The following is a 23,939-nucleotide window of genomic DNA, read 5'->3' on the forward strand; positions in this document are numbered from 1 at the left end:
GGGGGTGCAGGGCGGGGCGGGCGGCGGGTTATACCGCAGCAGGCACGAAGCGTCAAGGAACCGATTGGACATGGCGCGTCGCGCGGGCTATAGTGGGTAGTTGCGCTCCCTTCCCCCATGCCCTCATATGGTGGTCGGCGTGTGCCCGCGCTGAATCAGTCGCGCGGGCGGATCGGGAGCACTCCACCTGACGACAAGGAAACCAGCCCCTGCCCGGGCTCATGGAGGTAATTCCCTTGGCTGCTGCGCGCAACGCAACCAACTCCACCACCACCCCCAAGAACGGCCGCGGCGCTTCGCGCCTGTCGTTCGCCAAGATCTCCGACACGCTGACGGTCCCCGACCTTCTCGCGCTGCAGACGGAGTCTTTCGACTGGCTCGTCGGCAACGACGCCTGGAAGGCTCGCGTGGCACAGGCGCAGGATGCCGGGCGCACCGACGTGCCCGAGACCAGCGGCCTCGAGGAGATCTTCGAGGAGATCTCGCCCATCGAGGATCTCGGCGAGACGATGCAGCTGGGCTTCACGAACCCCTACCTCGAGCCGGAGAAGTACTCGATCGAGGAGTGCAAGGAGCGCGGCAAGACCTACGCCGCCCCGCTGTACGTCGAGGCCGAGTTCATGAACCACCTCACGGGTGAGATCAAGACCCAGACCGTCTTCATGGGCGACTTCCCGCTGCAGACCGACAAGGGCACGTTCATCATCAACGGCACCGAGCGTGTCGTGGTCTCCCAGCTGGTGCGCAGCCCCGGCGTCTACTTCGACAAGACACCGGACAAGACCTCCGACAAGGACATCGTCAGCGCCCGCATCATCCCGAGCCGCGGTGCGTGGCTCGAGTTCGAGATCGACAAGCGCGACCAGGTCGGCGTGCGCATCGACCGCAAGCGCAAGCAGTCGGTCACCGTGTTCCTCAAGGCCCTCGGCCTGTCGAGCGAGGACATCCTGGCCGAGTTCGCCGGCTACGAGTCGATCGAAGACACGCTGAGCAAGGACACGATCCTCACGAAGGAAGATGCGCTGCGCGACATCTACCGCAAGCTCCGTCCGGGCGAGCAGGTCGCCGCCGAGGCCGCCCGCGCGCTGCTGGACAACTTCTACTTCAACTCGAAGCGCTACGACCTGGCCAAGGTGGGTCGCTACAAGATCAACCAGAAGCTGGGCCTGGACGCTCCGCTGAGCGACTCGGTGCTGACCGTCGCCGACATCGTCGCGACGATCAAGTACCTCGTCGCGCTGCACCGCGGCGACGCTTCGATCCCCGGCATCCGCGGCGGCGCCCCCGCCGAGATCCGCCTGGACGTCGACGACATCGACAACTTCGGCAACCGCCGCATCCGCGCCGTGGGCGAGCTCATCCAGAACCAGGTGCGCACGGGCCTGTCGCGCATGGAGCGCGTCGTCCGCGAGCGCATGACGACGCAGGACATCGAGGCGATCACGCCCCAGACCCTGATCAACGTGCGCCCCGTCGTGGCCGCGATCAAGGAGTTCTTCGGCACGTCGCAGCTGTCGCAGTTCATGGACCAGAACAACCCGCTCGCGGGCCTGACCCACAAGCGCCGCCTGTCGGCGCTCGGCCCCGGCGGCCTGTCGCGTGAGCGCGCCGGCGTCGAGGTCCGCGACGTGCACCCGTCGCACTACGGCCGCATGTGCCCGATCGAGACCCCGGAAGGCCCGAACATCGGCCTCATCGGCTCGCTCGCGTCGTTCGCGCGCATCAACGCGTTCGGGTTCATCGAGACCCCGTACCGTCGTGTCGTCGACAGCAAGGTGACCGACCAGATCGACTACCTGACGGCATCCGAGGAGAACGACTACATCGTCGCGCAGGCCGGTGCCGAGCTCGACCGCAACGGCAAGTTCACCACCGAGCGCGTGCTGGCCCGCCGCGGCCAGGGCGGCGAGGTCGACATGTTCCACGCCGACGAGATCGGCTACATGGACGTGTCGCCGCGCCAGATGGTGTCGGTCGCGACCTCCCTCATCCCGTTCCTCGAGCACGACGACGCCAACCGCGCCCTCATGGGTGCGAACATGCAGCGTCAGGCCGTGCCGCTGCTGCGCAGCGAGTCGCCCGTCGTCGGCACCGGCATGGAGGGCTTCGCGGCCATCGACGCCGGTGACGTCATCACCGCCGACAAGGCCGGTGTCGTCGCCGAGGTCTCGGCCGACGTCGTCACGATCCAGCTCGACGAGGGCGGCACGCAGGACTACTTCCTGCGCAAGTTCGACCGCTCCAACCAGGGCACGTCGTACAACCAGCGCGTCATCGTCAGCGCGGGCGACCGCATCGAGGCCGGCGAGGTCATCGCCGACGGCCCCGCGACGGAGAACGGCGAGCTCGCGCTCGGCAAGAACCTGCTCGTCGCGTTCATGACGTGGGAGGGTCACAACTTCGAAGACGCCATCATCCTCAGCCAGGATCTCGTCAAGAACGACACGCTCTCCTCGATCCACATCGAGGAGTACGAGGTGGATGCCCGCGACACCAAGCTCGGCAAGGAGGAGATCACCCGTGACCTCCCCAACGTCAGCCCCGACCTGCTGAAGGATCTCGACGAGCGCGGCATCGTCCGCATCGGCGCCGAGGTGCGCCCCGGCGACATCCTCGTCGGCAAGGTCACGCCCAAGGGCGAGACCGAGCTGTCGGCCGAAGAGCGCCTGCTGCGCGCGATCTTCAACGAGAAGAGCCGCGAAGTCCGCGACACCTCGCTGAAGGTGCCCCACGGCGAGCAGGGCACGATCATCGCCGTCAAGGAGTTCAACGCCGAGGACGGCGACGACGAGCTCGGCTCGGGCGTCAACCGCCGCGTCGTGGTCTACATCGCCCAGAAGCGCAAGATCACCGAGGGCGACAAGCTCGCCGGCCGTCACGGCAACAAGGGCGTCATCGCGAAGATCCTGCCGGTCGAGGACATGCCGTTCCTCGCCGACGGCACGCCGGTCGACGTCGTCCTGAACCCGCTCGGCATCCCCGGCCGGATGAACTTCGGCCAGGTGCTGGAGACCCACCTCGGGTGGATCGCCCAGCAGGGCTGGAAGGTCGAGGGCACCCCGGAGTGGGCCGTGCACCTGCCGGAGGAGGCCCGCGAGGCCGCGCCCGGCACGAAGGTCGCGACCCCGGTGTTCGACGGCGCGCACGAGGCCGAGATCGCGGGCCTGCTCGACTCGACCACCAAGACGCGCGACGGCGTGCGGCTGATCGACAGCTCGGGCAAGACCCAGCTGTTCGACGGCCGCTCCGGCGAGCCCTTCCCGGCGCCCATCTCGGTCGGCTACATGTACATCTTGAAGCTGCACCACCTGGTCGACGACAAGATCCACGCCCGCTCCACCGGCCCCTACTCGATGATCACGCAGCAGCCGCTGGGTGGTAAGGCGCAGTTCGGCGGCCAGCGCTTCGGCGAGATGGAGGTGTGGGCCCTCGAGGCCTACGGCGCTGCGTACGCGCTGCAGGAGCTCCTCACGATCAAGTCCGACGACATCGTGGGCCGCGTGAAGGTCTACGAGGCCATCGTCAAGGGCGAGAACATCCAGGAGCCCGGCATCCCGGAGTCGTTCAAGGTGCTCATGAAGGAGATGCAGTCGCTCTGCCTGAACGTCGAGGTTCCTCGCCGCCGACGGCACCGCGGTCAACCTCCGCGACACGGATGATGAGGCCTTCCGCGCGGCGGAAGAGCTCGGCATCAACATCTCCACCCGGTTCGAGTCCTCGTCGATCGACGAGATCTGACGCGACCCACCGGCATCCGTTTACAGAATTCCGACACAGGAGAACCAGTGCTCGAGTCCACCACTTTCGAACAGCTTCGCATCGGCCTGGCCACCGCCGACGACATCCGTCGTTGGTCGTACGGCGAGGTCAAGAAGCCCGAGACCATCAACTACCGCACCCTCAAGCCCGAGAAGGACGGTCTGTTCGGCGAGCAGATCTTCGGCCCCTCGCGCGACTGGGAGTGCGCCTGCGGCAAGTACAAGCGCGTGCGCTTCAAGGGCATCGTCTGCGAGCGCTGCGGCGTCGAGGTGACGAAGTCGTCGGTGCGCCGTGAGCGCATGGGCCACATCGAGCTCGCCGCGCCCGTCACCCACATCTGGTACTTCAAGGGCGTCCCGTCGCGCCTCGGGTACCTGCTCGACATGGCGCCGAAGTGACCTCGAGAAGGTCATCTACTTCGCCGCGTACATGGTGATCTCGGTCGACGAAGAGGCGCGCCACCGCGACCTGCCGACCCACGAGGCGAACCTGCGCCTGGAGATCAAGAACCTCGGCGACCGCCGCGACGCCCGCGTGGCGACGCGTCTGCAGAAGCTGGAGGACGAGCTCGCGGCCCTGGAGGCCGAGGGTGCCAAGGCCGACCAGAAGAAGAAGGTCAAGGATGCCGCCGAGAAGGAGATGGCATCCATCCGCAAGAACGCCGACGAGCAGATCGCGAAGCTCGAGCGCATGTGGGAGGAGTTCCGCGGCCTCGAGGTCGGCCAGCTCAAGCAGGAGGACGACGTCTTCCACGAGCTGCAGGACCGCTTCGGCCAGTACTTCGAGGCCTACATGGGCGCCGAGGCGATCCAGCGTCGCCTGATCGCGTTCGACCTGGCCGCCGAGGCCGAGTCGCTGCACCTGCAGATCTCCGAGGGCAAGGGCCAGCGCAAGATCCGCGCGATCAAGCGCCTGAAGGTCGTCAACTCGTTCCTGCAGACCGGCATGACCCCGGCATCCATGGTGCTCGACGTCGTCCCGGTGATCCCGCCGGAGCTGCGCCCGATGGTGCAGCTCGACGGTGGCCGCTTCGCCACGAGCGACCTGAACGACCTGTACCGTCGCGTGATCAACCGCAACAACCGCCTGCGTCGCCTCATCGACCTCGGGGCTCCCGAGATCATCGTGAACAACGAGAAGCGCATGCTGCAGGAGGCCGTCGACGCGCTGTTCGACAACGGCCGCCGCGGCCGCCCGGTCACCGGTACCGGCAACCGTGCGCTGAAGTCGCTGAGCGACATGCTCAAGGGCAAGCAGGGCCGGTTCCGCCAGAACCTGCTCGGCAAGCGCGTGGACTACTCGGGCCGTTCGGTCATCATCGTCGGCCCGCAGCTCAAGCTCCACCAGTGCGGTCTGCCGAAGCAGATGGCGCTCGAGCTGTTCAAGCCGTTCGTCATCAAGCGCCTCATCGACCTCGGTCACTCGCAGAACATCAAGGCCGCCAAGCGCGCCGTCGAGCGCACGCGCCCCGAGGTGTGGGACGTGCTCGAGGAGATCATCCGCGAGCGCCCCGTGCTGCTCAACCGTGCGCCCACGCTGCACCGCCTCGGCATCCAGGCCTTCGAGCCGCAGCTCGTCGAGGGCAAGGCCATCCAGCTGCACCCGCTCGTGTGCGCGGCGTTCAACGCCGACTTCGACGGTGACCAGATGGCCGTGCACCTGCCGCTGTCGGTCGAGGCGCAGGCCGAGGCCCGCGTGCTCATGCTCGCGTCGAACAACATCCTGAAGCCGTCCGACGGCCGCCCGGTCACCCTGCCCTCGCAGGACATGATCATCGGCCTGCACCACCTGACCACGGTCAAGGAGGGTGCGCGCGGCGAGGGTCGCGTGTTCGGCTCGGTCGGCGAGGCGATCCTGGCGAAGGACGAGGGCACCCTCGACCTGCAGGCCAAGGTCCGCGTCCGCATCCCCGGTCTGTCGTTCCTCGAGGGCGAAGCGCCCGAGGGTTACGGGGACGTCCTTGACGGTGACGGGACCGTCCAGAAAAAGGGGCACGGGCTGGTCGACGCGTCGCTCGGTCAGGCGATCTTCAACGACACCCTCCCCAAGGGCTACCCGTTCGTGCGCGAACAGGCCGACAAGGGCAAGCTGTCGCAGATCGTCAACAAGCTCGCCGAGGAGTACCCCAAGGTCGAGGTCGCGGCATCGCTGGACCGCATCAAGGATGCCGGCTTCTACTGGGCGACCCGCTCGGGCGTCACGGTGGCTCTCTCCGACATCCTGACCCCGCCGGACAAGGGCGAGATCATCGCCAAGTACGAGAAGCAGGCGCAGAAGGTCCAGGGCCAGTTCGAGAAGGGTCTCGTCACCGACGCCGAGCGTCGTCAGGAGCAGATCAAGATCTGGACCGAGGCGACCGACGAGGTGCAGGCCGCGATGAAGGCCAACTTCCCGGCCGACAACACCATCAACCGGATGGTCTCGTCGGGTGCCCGTGGTAACTGGCTGCAGATTCGTAACATCGCCGGCATCCGGGGTCTGGTGAACAACACCAAGGGTGAGATCATGCCCCGCCCGATCATCTCCTCGTACCGCGAGGGGCTTTCCGTGGCGGAGTACTTCACCGCGACGCACGGTGCCCGTAAGGGTCTGGCCGACACGGCCCTGCGCACCGCCGACTCGGGCTACCTGACCCGCCGTCTCGTCGACGTCTCGCAGGACGTCATCATCCGCGAGGACGACTGCGGCACCGCGAAGGGCCTCGAGTTCACGATCGCCGCTCCGGGTGCCGACGGCACGCTGGTGCGCGACGCGAACGTCGAGAACTCGGTGTTCGCCCGCACGCTGGCCGCCGACGTGGTCGCGCCCTCGGGCGAGGTCGTGGCCGCGGCCGGCGACGACGTGGGCGACGTGCTCATCGACAAGCTGGTGGATGCCGGTGTCGAGTCCATCAAGGTCCGCTCCGTGCTGACCTGCGACTCCGCGGTCGGCGTCTGCGCGCGCTGCTACGGCCGCTCGCTCGCGACCGGCAAGCTCGTCGACATCGGCGAGGCCGTCGGCATCATCGCGGCGCAGTCGATCGGTGAGCCCGGCACGCAGCTGACGATGCGTACCTTCCACACCGGTGGTTCCGCGTCGGCCGACGACATCACGCAGGGTCTGCCGCGCGTGCAGGAGCTCTTCGAGGCGCGTACCCCCAAGGGCGCCTCGCCGATCGCCGAGGCCGACGGCCGCATCACGATCGACGAGACCGACAAGTCGAAGAAGGTCATCCTCACGCCCGACAACGGCGACGAGCCGCACGTCTACCCGGTGCTCAAGCGCGCGACGCTGCTGGTCGAGGACGGGCAGCACGTCACGGTGGGTCAGCCGATCCTCGTCGGAACGCTCGACCCCAAGGAGGTCATGCGCGTGCAGGGTGCCCGCGAGGTGCAGAAGTACCTCGTCGGCGGCGTGCAGGGCGTGTACCGCTCGCAGGGTGTGCCGATCCACGACAAGCACATCGAGGTCATCGTGCGCCAGATGCTGCGCAAGGTCACCGTGGTCGACCACGGCGACACCTCGCTGCTGCCGGGTGAGCTGGTGGACTTCAAGCGCTACCAGCAGATCAACCGCGAGGCCGTGGCCGAGGGCAAGCGCCCCGCGTCGGGTCGTCCCGAGCTGATGGGCATCACGAAGGCGTCGCTCGCGACGGAGTCGTGGCTGTCGGCGGCGTCGTTCCAGGAGACCACCCGCGTCCTCACGCAGGCGGCCATGGAGGGCAAGAGCGACCCGCTCGTCGGCCTCAAGGAGAACGTCATCATCGGTAAGCTCATCCCCGCCGGCACCGGCCTTGCGAAGTACCGCAACGTCGTGGTCGAGGCGACGGAGGAGGCCAAGAGCGAGCGGTACCCCAACCGCATCTTCGCCTCGGACGGCGCCTACAGCGACGCCGACCTGAGCTACGTCGACTTCGACAGCTTCACGACCGACGACTTCACGCCCGGCACCTACAACTGATCGAGGCGCGAGCACCTGATCGAAGCGCGAAGGCTCCAGGCATTGCCTGGGGCCTTCGCCGCGCCCGCCCTCCCCACCCCGCGAAACCTCGCAAATGTACGCGACACGCCGCGACACGCCGGCGCGAAACGGACATATGTGAGGTTTCGCGGGGGACGGGGGAAGGGGGTGGCGGGGGAAGCTGGCGGCGCGCGGGTGGGGAGCGGCGGCGGCGGGCCAGTGCCGCCTAGCCTGGAGGCGTGGCTCGGATCGGTGGGCGCAACGCCGCCTTCGCATGGATCGTCGGCGTCTGCTGCGCGGCGATCGTCGGCGTGCTCGCGCTGCTCGCGGCGCCGATGATTCCGGCATCCGTCGCGTGGGTGTCCAGTGCGATGAACGAGACGGCGACTCCGGAAGCCGTCGCGACCGGTGACGGGGCGGGCGCCGCCGGCCCGCCGACCGAGTGCGACCAGCTCTACGACGAGGCGCTGTGGGCGTCGCTGCGGTTCGCCAGCGGGTCCGTGCTGACCCCCTCGACCGCCGCGCCGGTGACCACGGCCGAGTCGCTCGTCGCGGCGCTGCAGCCGCAGGTGACGCTGACGTGCTCGTGGCATTCCGACAAGGGCATCGTCTCGACGACCCTCGCGACGGTCCCGACGGATGCCGGCGCCATCGCGGCCGCGGCCCTGCCCGGCGTCGGCTTCGCCTGCACGACCGAGGGCGAGCGCACCCGCTGCACGCGCACCGACGGCGACCTCGTCGAGACGATCGAGGCCGGCGGCGGAGTGTGGCTGTCGACGACGGAGACCGGGTGGCATCCGGAGGACTACGCGAACCGCACCGCGGACCGCGTCTGGGGCTGACCGGCGCCGCGCGACCGGGCGGCAGACGATCGCGGCATCCGTCGTCATCGATGCCGCCGACAGGTCGGCGCGGACTACGGCGTCGGCGTCGGCGTCGCGGTGCGGCCGCCGGGCGGCCAGAGCGCCGCGATGATGGCGTCGGTGTAGCCGGTCGGCGCGAGGTTCGTGTACTGCGTGTCGATGATGACGCCGTCGCGGTAGAAGAGGGTGCGGCCCTGCTCGACGGGCAACGTCGGGTGGTCCCACACCTTCTCGCAGCGGATGCCGTCCTGCGGCTCGTAGCACGTGAAGCCCTCGTTGCCGAGCCGGTACAGCTCGTCGAGCGCCTCGCGCGGGGGCGAATAGCCGATGACCGTGACCAGGCGCGTGGCGGCGGCATCCGGATCCCCCCACACGCAGACCCGCGCGCTGTCCGAACGGATGCCGCCACCCATGCCCTCGGCATTCAGCGGCACGTCCTCGAGCTGATCGAGCACGGCGGCGGTGAGGAGGTCGCGGCATCCCTGCGGAAGGTCGGCGGGCAGCGGCGTCGTCGAGGTCGACGGGCCGATCGGGAACTCCTCGAGGTCGGCGATCGCCGCCGTGGTCGAGGTCGCGGCGGGTGTCGTCGCGGTGCCGCCGGTCGCGGTGCCGCCGGTTGCGGCGCCGGTGTCGGGGGTGCCGGCGCAGGCGGTGAGCGCACCGAGGGCGAGCACCGCCGCGGCGACGACGAGCGCGAGGCAGCGGGGCGGGGACATGGCGTCCACGATAGGCGCCGATGTGCCGCGCGGCGTCGAGACACGGCGGCTTCGCTCCACGTCGTCGGCGGCGGTCGGCGTTACGCTCGCTGTGCGGCGGCACACGTCCCGCGTGAGGAGCACACGCCATGAGCGACCCCAACTACGGCGAGCCGGTCGAGGAGAACATCCCGGCCGACGAGGCGACGTCGATCGACGACGCCGTCGCGAGCGCGCACGAGGGCTTGGCCGATGCCGAAGCGGCCTCGCGTGAGGCCGCCGCGGATGCCGCCGCCACCGACGCTGCGGATGCCGCCGCCGACGCCGCCTCCGACGCTGCCGACGCCGCCACCGACGCCGCGGATGCCGCCGCCGACGCCGGCACCGTCGCCACGACGGTCTCCGGTGCCGCCGATGCTCCCACCGAGTCGTACGCGCGCGACGCCGAGCTGACCCTCCCGTACGAGACCTACGCGACCGATGCCGAAGACGCCGCGGCGGCCGGCGCCGTGGCGGTCACCGCGCCCGAGCCGGTGGCCCCGGTCGCAGCGCCCGCCCCGCAGCCGATCTTCGTGCAGGCGCCCGAGGCGCCCCGCCCGCGCGGCAACCGCGCCGCGGCGGGCCTGATCGGCCTGCTGGCGGCGATCTCGTTCGGTGTGCTGTACCTCGGCGGCGCGCTCGCGCTGCGCGCCTCGACCGGTGAGGTCACCGGGTCGAACGTCGGCACCGAGGCGACCGCGGCGCTGCTGTCGTGGTGGTTCTGGGTGCCGGTGGTCGTGTTCTTCCTCGGGTTCTGGCTGCTCGGCGCGATCATCAACCGCGGGCGCTGGGGCATCTGGGTGATCTTCGGCCTGCTCGTCGGCGCCGTCGCGTACGGCGGCCACATCCTGGGCCAGCTGTTCCAGGCGCCGTTCTGGATGCTCACGGCGCGCGAGGGCGCCGACCTCGTGGAGGCGCAGCTGCTCGCCCCGCTCGCCATCGTCGCGTTCGTGCTGGGCCGCGAGCTGACCATCTGGTTCGGCGCGTGGGTCGCCGCCCGCGGCCGGCGCATCACCGAGCTCAACAACGAGGCCCAGCGCGAGTACGAGCGGACGCTCGAGGCGGGTCCGCGCATCCACCAGGGCTGATGTCCGAGCCGGGCCGCTCCGTCGCACCGCCGGTGGCGGTGGGCTTCGCGGTGGTCGGCTTCTTCGCCCTGCTGATCGCGGGGTTCGGCCTGGTGAGCCTGTACTCGGGCGCCGACATCCTCGCCGTGCCCGGCCTCGGACAGGTGCCGGGTGTCGTCGGCACGGGCCTGGCGACGCTCGCGTTCGGCGGGATCATGTGGATCGCGGCGCATCGCCGGCGTCCGTCGTATGCGTCGGCGGGCGTCGCGGCCGTGGCGGCGTTTCTCGCCTACCTGCTGGGGCTCCTGGTCGGCGCGGTGCTGGCGGGGACGGATGCCGGCCTCGCCCTCGCCGCGATCGGCGGTTTCGCGACGTCGTGGTTCGCCGTCGTGCTGGCCGCGGCCGCGCTCGTCGCGGGCTGGGCGTGCATCGCGCTCGTGCGCACCCGCGCCGCCCGACCGCGGTGGCCCTGGGAGCACGACGACGAGCCGTAGACCGCCCAATCAGGGCATTTCCGGCGCGGGCCCGCGACAATGGACAGCGTGGAGCGGTCGATCGAGACCCAGGTCAGCCAGGCCGTGGACGCCTGGCTGCGCTGGCTGCCGCGCTGGGAGCCGTCGACGCACCGCGGCCGGGTGGCGCCGTGCCGGCGCTGCTTCGGTTCGCCGGTGCTGTCGGCCGCGGGCCTCGGGTCCGACGTGCCGCACGGCGTGCAGCACGGGCTGTCCACGCGCATCAAGACGATCGTCGACCATGCCGTCGCGGAGTACACCTCGCGCAACCTCCCCATGCTGCAGGCCGAGCTCGACCAGCAGGCCGCCCGCAACCGCGCCCGCAGTTACCGGCCCGCCGAGGGGCTCGACCCCGAGTTCGAGGGTCTGCCGCTCGATCCCGAACCCGTGCCCGGGGCGCCTTTCCTGTTCACGATCGGCGGTCTCGCCGAGGAGGTGGATGCCGACATCCCCGCCCTGCCGCCCCTCAGCGACGAGGCCAAGGCGGCGCTGCGGCAGGAGGTCGGTCTCGCCGACGACTACGCGAACATGATCGGCCGGGAGGCGTGCGCGGTGCTGCTGCACCACCGCCTGCGCATCCAGGCGGCGATCTCGCAGTACGTCGAGCCGCAGATCGCGGCGATGCTCGAAGAACTGACCCGTTCGCTCGACGCGCCGTTCGATTCCGGGCCGGATCCGGGCCCTGCGGATTACCCAGCGGAACATTAGAGCACTCTCACAAACAGTTTTGTTAGCATTGGCCGTTCCATCCCCCCAGGCTCCGGCCCATCATCGTCTGTGGGGCCGTCGCAGAGCAGAGAGGGGTGTCATGACGCGCAGGCTGCCGTCGGCGCCGCCCCTGCTCCCCGGGTTGGACTATGTCCGCCCCCTCGGATCGGGCGGCTTCGCCGACGTTTTCCTCTATCAACAGGACATGCCGCGCCGCCAGGTGGCGGTCAAGGTGCTGCCCGCGGGCGAACGCGACCCCGAGCTGATGCGCATGTTCAACGCCGAGGCCGACGTGCTCGCGCACCTGTCGGCGCATCCGGCGATCGTGACGGTGTATCAGGCGGGGATCTCCGCCGACGGGCGCCCCTATATCGTCATGGAGTACTGTCCCGGCTCGCTCGCGCAGCGCTACCGCATCGAACGGATGCCGGTCGACGAGGTCATGGCGATCGCCGTGCGGCTGGCGGGCGCCCTCGAGTCGGCGCACCGGGCGGGACTCATCCACCGCGACATCAAGCCCAGCAACATCCTCGTCACGAGCTTCGGCTCGGCGGTGCTCGCCGACTTCGGCATCGCGTCGTCGCTGGCGCGCAGCGCGGCACCCGACGTCCTCGCGATGTCGATTCCGTGGAGCGCGCCCGAGGTGGTCGCCGAGCATGTCGGCGGCACGGTCGAGAGCGAAGTGTGGAGCCTCGGGGCGACCGTGTACTCGCTGTTGGCCGGGCACAGTCCGTTCGAGCGCCGTGAGCAGGGGCAGAACACGCGCGAACTGATGCGCCGACGCATCGCGCGCGCGACGTTCGTGCCCATCGCCCGCGCCGACGTGCCCGATGCGCTGCAGCACGTCCTCGCGACGGCGATGACGCGCGATCCCGACCGTCGCTATCGATCGTCGCGCGAGTTCGGCGAGGCGGTGCGGGCCGTGCAGCGGGCCGAGGGGCTCTCGCCGACGCCGATGGAGGTGCCGACGGACGAATGGATGCCGGCATCCGCCGCCGTCGACTTCACCGATGTGACCACCCGCGGCACGGTGCGCAGCCACGTCGAGCACGACGGACGCCGCGCCGCCGCGCCGCTGGAGACGACGGTGCGCCGCCCGAGCGACAACAGCGACGGCGTGACGAGCGAGCCGGTGCGCCGTCGGGCGTGGCCGTGGATCGTCGGTGCGATCGGGGGCACGATCGTGCTGGCGGCCCTGATCGCCGTGGTGTGGGCGCTGGTGGCCTGATGCGGCGGGGCACGGCGGCGGGGCTGATCTCGGCGGGGGCGGTCCTCGCGCTCGTGGCCGGCGCGAGCGTCGTCTGGCCGGGCCTGGACGCGCAGCAGACGCCGCCGCAGGTCGCCTCGGCGTGGGTGCTGCAGGCCGACGGACTGCGCTACGCGCGGGTGAACACGGCGATCGGCGAACTCGACACGGTGCGGTCGGTGAGCAACCCGAGCCGGATCGTCACGACCTCGACCGGTGCCTACATGTTCACCGACAGCGACGCGAAGCGGATCCTCATCGACGACGCCGTGCCGGTCGATCTCGACACCGAGCGGCTGCAGTCGGCGGCGACCGCACCGTCGGGGGCGACGGAGATCGCGACGGCGGGCGATTTCGTGGCCTACCGCACCGACTCCGGCGCCGTCTACGCGGGGCGGCTGTCGACCGGTTCGCTCAATCCGATGGAGGGGCCCGACGCGCAGGAGACCGGCGACACCGAGGGCGACCGGACGGATGCCGGGGTCGCCTCCGACGCGATCGCCGTCGACGCCCGCGGCATCCTGTTCAGCTACTCTGCCGACGCCGGCACGGTGGTGCGCTTCGACATCGCCAGCGGTGAGGTGCGCGGCACCGACAGTGCGGCGGCGATCGACGCGCCGACGATGACGGCGGCCGGCGACGCCTGGGTGCTGGTCGACACCGCGACGGGACGGTTCGTCACCGCCGACGGCGAGGGTTCGACCGACACGACCGGCACGATCGCGGTCAGCCGGCCCGACCCGGACGGCACCGCGGTGTACCTGGCGGACGAGACGGGCCTCGTGCGCATCGACACCGACGACGGCACCGCCGAGCGCGTGTTCGGCGACAGCACGACGGCGCGGGGCACGCCGGCGCGGCCGGTCGTGCAGGACGGCACGGTCTATGCCGCGTGGCTGGCCGAGGGGGCGGGGCCGGGCACGCTGTGGACGTCCGCGGCGGGCGACGTCACGCTCGACTACGCCGGCCAGACCCTGTCGACCCAGCGCCGCCCGGTCTTCGTGCAGGCGGGCGACGGGATGATCCTCAACGACGCCCGTTCGGGGTGGGTGTGGTCGGTTCCGAGCGGCGCGTTGCTGCCCTCGAGCCAGGACTGGGATCTCGAAGACCGTGTCGACACCGCCGCCACCACGAACGATCAGGAGCCGCCCGCCGTCATCGACCCGCGGCCCCCGGTCGCGGAGAACGACGCGTTCGGCGTGCGCGCGGGCGCTCTCGTGACGCTGCCGGTGCTGCTGAACGACCACGATCCGAACGAAGACGTGCTGGCGGTGGAGGCGTCGTCGGTCGCGGGTCTCGATCCCGCCTTCGGCGCCCTGACGACGACCGACGACCGGCAACGGCTCGCGGTGCGGGTCGCCGCCGACGCGACCGGGACGGCCACGTTCACCTACGCCGTCTCCGACGGGACGAGCGACGGCGGGCTGCTGTCGCAGCCCGCGACCGTGACGCTGCGCGTGGTGCCCGAAGACGAGAACTCCGCCCCGGTGTGGTGCGGCGTCGACGGCTGTCAGCAGGACTGGCCGTCACCGGAGGTCGCGCCCGGCGGCACCGTGAGCCTGCCCGTGCTCGGCGACTGGGTCGACCCCGACGGCGACCCGATCATCCTGCTGTCGGCCGTCGACGAGTCGGGCCTGGGGCAGGTGGCGACGACCCCCGAGGGCGATGTCGTGTTCCAGCACGTCGATTCCGGTGACGACGGCGAGCAGGTCGCGTCGGTCGCGCTGACGGTCGCTGACACGCGCGGCGCGGCGTCGAGCAAGAACCTCGTCGTGCGCGTACGCGATGCTCCCCAGCCGCAGTTGCAGTCGTTCGCCGTCGTCGACACGGCCGGCGACCGCCTCACCGTCGACGTGGCTTCGCACGTGACCGGCACGGCCGGCGACCTCACGATCACGGCGGCGCGCGTGCTCGACGACGCCGAGGCGACCGCGACCGTCGTCGGGGGCTCGACGCAGTTCGACTTCGCCGCCGCGGCGGCGGGCGCCTACCGGGTCGCCGTCACCGTCTCGGCGGGCGGTGTGGAGGCCACCGGCACGGTGCGGATCACGCTCCTGCCGCCCGACGCGCCCGCGGGGCTGTCCACGGCGCCGGTCGTCGCCTTCGTGCGCCCGCAGGCCGACGCGACGGTCGACGTGTTCGCGGCGGTGTCCAACCCCACCGGCCGGGTGCTGCTGCTGAGCGACGTGGTCGTGCACGCGGCGGCGGGTTCGTCGCTGAAGGCCGATGCCGTCGGCCAGAGCCAGCTGCGCGTGTCGGGGTCGACGGCATCCGGCGAGTCGGGCGTTCTCGGCACGGTGTCGTACCGGGTCAGCGACGGCACCGCCGACGAGGGCTCGCAGGTCACCGGCGAGGCGACCGTGTACCTGCTGCCGCCCGCGGCCGAGCAGGCCCCCATCGCGGTCGACGACACCGTCGTGGTGCGCGCCGGCGCGCAGATCGACATCCCGGTGCTCGACAACGACGTCGCCGCCCCGGGCGCCCGTCCGAGGCTCGACCCCGAGTCGATCGAGTCGTCGAGCGCGGATGCCCTGGCCTTCGCGTCCGGCGACGTGCTGCGCTACCTCGCGCCCGACACTCCCGGGCAGTACACGATCGGCTACCGGGCCTTCACGACCGGGTCGCCCGCGCTCGGGGACATCGCCACGGTGCGGGTGCGGGTCGTCGGCGACGACGCCAACCGCGAACCCCTGCCGGGACGGCTCTCGGGGCGCGTGCTCAGCGGACTGTCCACGACGATCTCCGTCGACGGGTTCGGGATGGACCCCGACGGCGACGTCGTGCGGCTCGACCGCATCGTCGACCAGCCGAGCCACGGCACGGCGATGATCTCGGCCGACGGCACCTCGATCGTGTACACGAGCATCGCCGGCACGAGCGGTCAGGACACGTTCACCTACCGCGTCGTCGACCCCTACGGGGCGACGGGCATCGGCACCGTGCGCATCGGGGTGCTCAGCGGCGACGCGAATCCGAGCCCCATCACGTACACCGACTACGTGCACGTGCAGGCCGGCGCCGACAGCGTCATCCGCGTGCACCCCCTCGCCAACGACCTCGACCCGATGCGCGGCACGCTCACGCTCACCGCCGTCACGCCCGACCTGCCCGAGTACGCGCAGGACGGCACGCCGTCGGAGGAGTACGCGCGTCTGAAGGAGCGCATCATCTCGATGACCGACGACACGGTCACGATCGCGGCGGGTGACGCACCGGGGACGATGACGTTCCTGTACGACGTCACGTCCTCGTCGGGCAACACGGCGCAGGGTCTGCTGGTCGTGCGGGTCGTCGCCCAGCGGGTGCCCGACTTCCCCGTCGTCGAAGACACCGTGCTCACCGCCGACACGCGCGACGATCTCGCGCGCGGGGTCGACGTCCTCAGCGGAAAGGTGCTGTGGTCGGGCGGCGAGGCCGCGGATCTGACCGTCGGGCTGTGGGACGGCGCCCCCGCCGACGGCATCAGCGTCGTCGGCGGCAAACTGCGCGGCGACGTCGGCGACGGTGCTCGCATCATCCCCTTCTCGGTGACCGGTGAGACCGCATCGGGCACCGTCACGACGTACGCCTTCCTGCGCATCCCGGCTGCCTCCGACGTCGCGCTGGCGCTGCGCGCCGGCGCCGCGCCGGTCACGGTGGGCGAGGGCGAGCAGACCGACTTCGACCTGGCCGCACTCGTCGCCCTGCCCCGCGGCAGCACGCTCGAAGTCGGGCCTGCGGTGCGGGCATCCGGAGCCCGTGCGAACGCGACGTGCACGGCCACAACCGGCACGACGGTGCGGTATGTCGCGGGCGCCGACGCCCCCTGGGTCGATGCGTGTCTCGTGCAGGTGCGCCTGGCGGGGCAGTCGAACTGGACGGTCCTGTCCGTGCCCATCACCGTCGTCCCGGTCGACCCGCAGCCGATTCTCGCGCCGGCCTCCCTGGAGGTGTCGCCGGGGCAGACGTACGTCTACGACCTGACCTCGTTGACGACCTGGCACGGCAGCGCCGAGGCGATCGCGTATCGCGTCGAGGACACCGCGGCGTCGTTCGACGTGACGCTGGAGGGGACGCAGCTGACCGTGCGCGGCCGCGACGACGCGCTGCCCGGCACGGTCGAGGTGGTAATGGTCGAGGTGACCAGCCACTCCGGGGTCGCCCCTGCCCGCATGACGCTGCGCGTGGGGGCCGCGCCGTCGGCGCTGCCGCAGGGCGGGACGGTGTCGCACCAGTGCAGCCAGGCCGGCGGCTCGTCGTGCGCGATCGACGTGATCGGTGCGACCGGCGAGGTCAACCCGCTGCCGGCGACGCCGCTGCAGGTCGTCTCGGTCGCCGCCACGAGCACGTGCGCGGGGGTGACGTTCTCGGTCGCATCCGCGACCCGCATCGTCGCGAGCTGGACCGCCGACGCGCCCGGAGCGACCTGCACGGCGACCTTCACGGTGCGCGATGCGCAGGGCCGGCAGAGCGCCGGCTCGCGCGATGGCCGGCTCGTGCTCGATCTGCAGGGGTACCCGCTGGCCCCGGCGAGCATCGCGCAATCGGCCTACGGCAACGGCACCCTGACCCTGCGCGTCGACCCGGGCGCCGCGCAGACCGCCTATCCGGCCGTGACCGGTTTCGAGGTGCGCCAGGGCGGACAGACGGTGGCGCAGTGCTCGGCCCAGGGCGTGTGTCCCGCCGTGGCCGCGCCCAACGGCGAGCAGCGCGTGTACGAGGCCTTCGCCGTCAACGCCGTCGGCACGTCGCGCCAGTCGGTGAGCACGACGGCGTGGGCGTACGATCCGCCCGCCGCACCGACCTCGGTGTCGGCGCGGCCCGTCGTGGCCGGCTCCGACGGCGGGGTGGCCGCGTTGACCATGACGGGGGTGGATGTCCCCGACACCAGTGCGCTCATCATCTCCAGCCCGACGGGGGAGACGCAGACCGTGACCGTGGCGGCGGACCAGACCACCGTGTCGGTGCCGACGTTCCGGGTGGGATCGAACACGGCGACGCCGGTGACGGTGACGCCGGTGTCGCGCTACGACGTGCCGCCGGGGCTGCCCGGGCCGGTGATCGGCTCGACGATCGTGCAGGCCAACGGCATCGGTGCGCCGACGGGGCTCGCGCTGACCCTCAGCGCGGTCAACACCGGCAACGGACTCGCCGACATCACCGCCACGGGGGCCGCCACGCCCGGCGGCGACGGCGCGACCGTGCGCTTCGGCATCGTCCGCGAGGGGCAGGAGTGCCAGGTCTCGACCGACGGCCCGACGCGGGTGTTCCGCGGCCTGGCGGACGGCCGCGCCTACACCTTCGTCCTGTGCGTCGAGTCGTGGTACGACGGCGTCTCGTACGGCCGTGCGACGACCAGCGCCGAGGTGCGCGCCGTGCAGAGCGGCCAGGCGCCGACCGGCTACAGGTTCGTCGTCGGCCCGACCGCGCACGTCGGCTCGGGCCGGTCGACCTGGACGATCGACACGGCTCCGACCTCGAGCGAGCGGATCCCGAACGACAACGTCGTCGCCTTCAGCGGCTGGCCGACGTCGATCTTCGACACCGACCCGCAGATCCGGGTGCGGTACGAGCACACGTCGGGCTGGTGGCAGTCGGCCTGGGGGACGGTCACGCCCGCCTCGGGCAGCGCGCCCTATCAGGTGCAGGCGAGTTGGTCGCTGGGTGTGTGCACCGGAGGCGGCAGCCTCGCCCCGACCGGATCGTCCACGGGGAGCCTCGCCGCGATCTCGTTCTCCGCTGACGATATCGTCTACCTCGATGCGTCCGGAGCGGTGCTGCCGACCGGCTCCGACCCGTGGGTGGTGCCCGACACCGCGACGCAGGTGTCCGGCATCCGGGTCGTCGTGGACTGGTCGGCGCGCGGCTGGAACCTCGACGCCGCCTCCGCAGAACTGTCCGGCAGCTGCACCCCCGCACCCACTCCGACCGATCCCGCCGAGGAAACCCCATGACGATCTCCACCGAACAGGCCACCTGGTTCCAGCAGACTTTCGCCCAGCTCGCCGACAACGTCGAGCGCGCCGTGCTCGGCAAGCGGCACATCGTCGAGCTGGTGCTGACGGCGATGCTCAGCGAGGGGCACGTGCTCATCGAAGACGTGCCGGGAACGGGCAAGACCTCGCTCGCCCGCGCCTTCGCGCAGTCGGTGCAGGGCACGACGACGCGCATCCAGTTCACGCCCGATCTGCTGCCCGGCGACATCACGGGCATCACGGTGTACGACCAGAAGACGGGGGCGTTCGAGTTTCACGCCGGCCCCGTCTTCGCCAACATCGTGCTCGCCGACGAGATCAACCGCGCCTCCCCGAAGACGCAGGCGGCGCTGCTGGAGGTCATGGAGGAGGGCCGCGTCACGATCGACGGCGTGTCGCGCACGGTCGGCAAGCCTTTCCTCGTGCTCGCCACGCAGAACCCGGTCGAGCAGGCCGGCACCTATCGCCTGCCCGAGGCGCAGCTGGACCGGTTCCTGCTGCGCACCTCCCTCGGCTACCCCGACCACGCGGCGACGGTGCGCATCCTCGACCAGGCGGCCGTCGCGACGGGCGAGCTCGCCCCCGTCATCACCCCCGGTGCGCTGGCCGGAATGGCCGAGCTCGCCGCGAGCGTCTATGTCGACGCCCTGGTGCTCGACTACATCGCCCGCCTCGTCGACGCGACGCGCTCGGCCGACGAGGTGCGGCTCGGGGTCAGCATCCGCGGCGCCCTCGCGCTCACCCGCGCGTCGCGCGCGACGGCGGCCGCCCACGGCCGCACCTACGTCACCCCCGACGACGTCAAGCGCCTCGCCGTCGCGGTGCTCGCGCACCGGCTGATCCTGCACCCCGAGGCGGAGTTCGACGGGGTCACACAGGAGGCCGTCATCGGCCAGGTGCTGCTCGACGTCGAGCCGCCCACGCGCCGCGAGGAATCATGAGCGCGCGCCGCGGCGCGTCGAGCCGCCGGGAGGCGCCGTGACGCCCACCGACACCCGTTCTTCGTCACGCCTCGGCGACACCCGCCTGACCCGCACGTCCACCGCGCATGTCACGGGGGAGCGCACCGAGGTCACGAGCCAGCGCAGCCGCGCCCTCGTGGGCGCCGCGGTGCGCGCATCGCGTGCGTGGGCCGCCGTGGGCGCCGGGTTGCGCGTCTTCGCCGCGTGGTGCAAGGCGACGATCCGCCCGGCCGGCGCGCTCGTCCTGGCCGCCGTGACGGCGGGCCTGGGGGCGGGCGTCGTGTTCGGGTGGGTCGAGGCGATGGTGGCCGGGGTCGCGGCGCTGGTCCTGCTGCTGCTCGGTGTCCCGTTCCTGCTCCACGCCCGCGCCTACGAGGTCGCTCTCGCGCTCGGTCACGAGCGCGTCGTCGCCGGCAGCGCGGTCAGCGCGACCGTGACCGTCCGCAACAGCGGTTCGCGCATCGCCCTGCCCGGACGCATCGACGTGCCGGTCGGCGCGGGTCTCGTGGAGTTCGCCGTGCCCCTGCTGCGCGCGGGCGCCGTGTCGGAGCAGGCGCTCGAATTGCCGCCGCAGCCGCGCGGCATCGTGCGGATCGGCCCCGCCACGACGGTGCGCACCGACCCGATCGGCCTGCTGCGGCGCGAGCACGCCTTCGACGACGTGCACGACCTCTACGTGCACCCGCGGACCGTCGCGGTGCCCTCCACGAGCGCGGGGCTCATCCGCGACCTCGACGGTGCCCCCACGCGCCGGCTCGTCGACGCCGACATGTCGTTCCACGCGATCCGCGAGTACGCGCCCGGCGACGCCCGCCGCCAGATCCACTGGAAGTCGACCGCGAAGACGGGCCGGCTCATGGTGCGCCAGTACGAGGAGTCGCGCCGTTCGCGCATGGCGGTCGTGCTGGGCCTGGCCGAGGCGGAGTACGCCTCGCCGAGCGAGTTCGAGCTCGCCGTCAGCGCCGCCGCCTCGCTCGCCCTGCGCGCGGTGCACGACGCGCGCGATCTCGACATCGTCGTCGGCGCCGAGATCCCGCGCGTCGTGCGCGGACGGCTCCGCGCGATCCGCCACATCTCCGCCGCGTCGCCGCGCGCCGCCCTCGACGGCTTCAGCGGCGTCGACGCGCTCGCCAACACGATGGCGTTCCCCGACGTCTGCCGGCTGACGGCCGAGGCCAACGAGCAGCTGTCGATCGCCGTCATGGTCACGGGGTCGCGGGTGGGCCTGGCCCGACTGCGCCAGGCGGCGCTGGCCTTCCCGGTCGACGCGGCGCTCATCGCCGTCGTCTGCGACGAGCGGGCGCATCCGCGCTCGCAGGTGGTCGGCTCGCTCACCGTCATCACGGTCGGCACGCTCGACGACCTCGCCGGGCTGCTCCTGCGGGGGTCGGCATCGTGAGCGGGCGCGCCGGGTCGGGGAGGTCAGGACGGCAGAGCACGGGGAGCGGCATGCGCATCCTCGCGGGCGGGCTGTATGCCGCGGCATCCGTCGTGCTCGCCGCCGTCGCCGCGTGGCCGATCTACCGGTCGGGCGCGTTCGTCGTGCTGGTGGCCGCGGCATCCGTGCTCGGCGCCGGCATCGCCGCCGCCGCGACCTGGCGCCGCTGGAGCGGCTGGGCCGCCGCGGGACTCGCCGTCGCCGTGTTCTTCGTCGTGGGCGTGCCCCTGGCCGTGCCGAGCCGGCTGGGCGGGCCGAGCGACCTGCTGCAGGGGCTCGGCGAGCTCGCCACGGGTGCGGTGCTCGGGTGGAAGGATCTGCTGACGGTCGAACTGCCGGTCGGGTCGTATCGCAACCTGCTGGTGCCCGCGCTCGTGATCTTCCTCGTCGGCACGACCTGCCTGCTGCTGTTCGCCTGGCGGACCGACGTCTACGCCGTGTGCGCCGTGCCGGTGGCGATCGCGATGGCGGCCTTCGGGCTGCTGTTCGGCCGCCCTGCGGTCAGCGCGCCCATCGCGATCGGGCCGTGGACCCTCGACGCCCCCGCCGAGACCGCCGTCGGCGCAGGGACGCTCCTGGCCGGCGTGCTCTGGCTCGCCTGGCGCAGCCGCGACCAGCGGGTGCGGGCGCTGCGCCGCGCCGCCGACACCAGCGGCGTGCACATGCCGCGTCGTACGGCGTCGGCGGTGTCGGCCGCCGACGTGCGTCGCGGTGCCCTCGGGGCGGGCATGGTCGCCGTGGCGGCCATCGCGGCCCTCGCGGTGCCGGCGGCGGCCGTGCCGACCGAGCGGTCCGTGCTCCGGGCCGCGACGGGCCCCGGATGGAGCTGTCGCAGGCGGTCAGCCCGCTCACCGCCTACCGGGGCCTGTTCGCCGACGACGTCTTCGAGCAGACGCTGTTCACGGTGACCGGCGACGATGCGCCCGCGCGGGTGCGCCTGGCGGTGCTCGACGACTACGACGGCGCCACGTTCCGCACCGATCCCGACGGGGCGCCGTTCGTGCGGGTCGCGTCGGCGCGGGATGCCGGGGCCGGCGCGGCCGTCGACATCGACGTGACGCTCGGCACGCTCGGGGCCGCCTTCCCCACCGGCATCTGGATGCCCTCGGCGGGCACGCTCGCCTCCGTCACGTTCCAGGGGTCGCGGGCGGCGACGCTCTCCGACGGGTTCTATGTCAGCGATGCGCTGTCGGCGGCCGTGCAGACCACGCCGTGGCTGCCCGGGGACGCCTATCGCCTCCGGGCCGTGCAGCCGTCCTCGCCCGCGCTGAGCGCGGCATCCGCTCCCGGCGGGCAGGGGAGCGGACAGGGTGGCGAGCTCGACGGCGTCGAGGCTCCCGCGAGCCTGCGCACGTGGGTCGAGCAGCACGTGTCGGGTACGGGAGGGGCGGCGCTGGAGCAGCTCGTCGCGCTGCTGCGCAATCGCGGCTACCTCAGCCACGCCCTCACCGATCCGGGCACGGCCCTGTGGATGAACGACCTCGGCGGGTACGAGTTCGCCCCCAGCGCGTCGGGACACTCGCTCGCGCGCATCGACGACCTGTTCACCGACCTGCTCGAGCGCGAGGCCGACCCGCGGGCAGCGGCGTCGGGCAACTACGTCGCGGCGGTCGGCGACGACGAGCAGTTCTCGGTCGCCGTCGCCCTCATCGCGCGCGAGCTCGGCTTTCCGGCGCGCATCGTCGTCGGGGCGCGCCTGACCTCCGACGATGCGAGCGTCGCGACCTGCCAGGCCGGCGCCTGTCGCGCCGGTGACATCTCGGCGTGGGTCGAGGTGCGCGCCGCCAGCGGCGAGTGGATCGCCGTCGACGTCACCCCGCAGCACACGCAGGCGCCGAGTCGTGAGGTCACCGAGCAGCCCGACCCGACGATCGGCACCGCCGTGCGTCCCGACGGCGTCGACGAGGTGCTGCCGCCCAAGTCGACCCAGGAGGACTCATCGGGCACGGCCGCCGCCGACCAGGGTCCCGACCTGGCGTGGCTGTGGGCGACCCTGCGGGTGTCGGGCCTGGTCGTCGCGGGCGCCGCGCTGATCGCGGGGCCGTTCGTCCTGATCCTCGTCGCCAAGGCCGTGCGCCGCCGGGGCCGTCGCCGCGCGCCGGAACCGGTCGACCGCATCGCGGGAGGGTGGGAGGAGTATCTCGACGCCGCGACGGATGCCGGCCACGCCGCGCCCGCCGCCGCGACGCGCACCGAGGTGGCCGCCGCGCTCGAAGCCTCGGTGCGGGCGGGGGCCGGTGTGGCCGCGGTGGCCGCTGTGGCCGCGGGGTCGGATGCCGCTGCCGCCGCGGATGCCCAACTCGCCGCGGATGCCCAGCCCGCTGCGGACGCTCAGCTCGCCGCGGATGCCGCCGCTGCGCCGACCGCGCCGGTCGGGGCAGCCGGCCTCGCCGCGCGGGCCGACGAGGCGGTGTTCTCGTCGCAGCCGGCGACGGCCGACGACGCCGAGGAGTTCTGGCGCATCGTCGAGGCCGAGCGCGAAGCCCTGGCACCGGCCGGCTGGCGCCGCTGGCGCGCGGCGCTGTCGTTGCGGTCGTTCCTGCCCGCCGCGCTGCGCACGCGCGCGCCGCGGGGCGTCTCCGCGCGGCGCGCGCGTCCGCGTGGCGCCGCTCGGGCGGCCGAGCCGGCGGCGTCGGCATCCTCCTGAGCGGTGTCCGGCTTCGCGTCGGGCGCCACTGTCCGTCGCGCGGCATCACAACTCAGGCAATCGGCTCGAACCGCCCGGTTCCGCCCCGTCGGCACCGGTTCTGCCTGAGT

11 protein-coding genes and 2 pseudogenes are annotated in these 23,939 nt (G+C 71.9%); 12 read left to right on the plus strand and 1 reads right to left on the minus strand.

The window, feature by feature from the left end:
- Nucleotides 1-236 precede the first annotated feature (236 nt).
- The 3 genes and pseudogenes from QM720_RS06975 (at nucleotide 237) to QM720_RS06985 (ending at nucleotide 8,540) form a co-directional block, all read left to right on the plus strand.
- A pseudogene (locus tag QM720_RS06975) lies at nucleotides 237-3,738 on the plus strand (DNA-directed RNA polymerase subunit beta).
- 47 nt (nucleotides 3,739-3,785) lie between these two features.
- A pseudogene (gene rpoC / locus QM720_RS06980) lies at nucleotides 3,786-7,698 on the plus strand (DNA-directed RNA polymerase subunit beta').
- A gap of 239 nt (nucleotides 7,699-7,937) precedes the next feature.
- Entirely contained in the window at nucleotides 7,938-8,540 is a 603-nt protein-coding gene (locus QM720_RS06985) for a hypothetical protein (RefSeq protein ID WP_415125410.1), read from the plus strand.
- Nucleotides 8,541-8,614: 74 nt separating this feature from the next.
- Here QM720_RS06985 and QM720_RS06990 read toward each other — a convergent pair whose 3' ends face one another.
- Nucleotides 8,615-9,277, minus strand: a complete 663-nt coding sequence (locus tag QM720_RS06990) for a hypothetical protein (protein WP_415125411.1) — start codon at nucleotides 9,275-9,277, stop codon at nucleotides 8,615-8,617.
- A 128-nt stretch (nucleotides 9,278-9,405) separates the two neighbouring features.
- On the opposite strand from QM720_RS06990, the gene QM720_RS06995 reads away from it, so the two are divergent.
- From QM720_RS06995 to QM720_RS07035, 9 genes are all read left to right on the plus strand, one after another.
- A complete protein-coding gene (locus QM720_RS06995; protein WP_415125412.1) occupies nucleotides 9,406-10,383 on the plus strand; it encodes an ABC transporter in 978 nt (325 codons plus the stop codon).
- A complete protein-coding gene (locus QM720_RS07000) occupies nucleotides 10,383-10,856 on the plus strand; it encodes a hypothetical protein (protein WP_415125413.1) in 474 nt (157 codons plus the stop codon). The genes QM720_RS06995 and QM720_RS07000 overlap by 1 nt, the downstream gene beginning before the upstream one ends.
- A 48-nt stretch (nucleotides 10,857-10,904) precedes the next feature.
- Nucleotides 10,905-11,582, plus strand: a complete 678-nt coding sequence (locus QM720_RS07005) for a spermidine/putrescine ABC transporter substrate-binding protein (RefSeq protein ID WP_415125414.1) — start codon at nucleotides 10,905-10,907, stop codon at nucleotides 11,580-11,582.
- Nucleotides 11,583-11,682: 100 nt separating this feature from the next.
- Nucleotides 11,683-12,810 carry a serine/threonine-protein kinase gene (locus QM720_RS07010; protein WP_415125415.1) on the plus strand — a complete coding sequence of 376 codons (1,128 nt, stop codon included), beginning with the start codon at nucleotides 11,683-11,685 and terminating at the stop codon, nucleotides 12,808-12,810.
- On the plus strand, nucleotides 12,810-18,761 hold the full coding sequence (locus QM720_RS07015) for an Ig-like domain-containing protein (RefSeq protein ID WP_415125416.1): 5,952 nt from the start codon (nucleotides 12,810-12,812) through the stop codon (nucleotides 18,759-18,761). Before QM720_RS07010 ends, QM720_RS07015 begins: the two co-directional genes overlap by 1 nt.
- Nucleotides 18,758-19,723, plus strand: coding sequence for an AAA family ATPase (locus tag QM720_RS07020; protein WP_415125417.1), 966 nt, complete (start codon nucleotides 18,758-18,760; stop codon nucleotides 19,721-19,723). Before QM720_RS07015 ends, QM720_RS07020 begins: the two co-directional genes overlap by 4 nt.
- Before the next feature lie 37 nt (nucleotides 19,724-19,760).
- Entirely contained in the window at nucleotides 19,761-21,143 is a 1,383-nt protein-coding gene (locus QM720_RS07025; protein WP_415125418.1) for a DUF58 domain-containing protein, read from the plus strand.
- A 50-nt stretch (nucleotides 21,144-21,193) separates the two neighbouring features.
- On the plus strand, nucleotides 21,194-22,090 hold the full coding sequence (locus QM720_RS07030) for a hypothetical protein (protein WP_415125419.1): 897 nt from the start codon (nucleotides 21,194-21,196) through the stop codon (nucleotides 22,088-22,090).
- Complete coding sequence (locus tag QM720_RS07035) at nucleotides 22,003-23,829, plus strand: transglutaminase domain-containing protein (RefSeq protein ID WP_415125420.1); 1,827 nt, start codon at nucleotides 22,003-22,005, stop codon at nucleotides 23,827-23,829. Before QM720_RS07030 ends, QM720_RS07035 begins: the two co-directional genes overlap by 88 nt.
- Nucleotides 23,830-23,939: the final 110 nt, after the last annotated feature.

This window comes from Microbacterium sp. (genome assembly GCF_047602155.1).
Classification (GTDB): Bacteria; Actinomycetota; Actinomycetes; order Actinomycetales; family Microbacteriaceae; genus Microbacterium.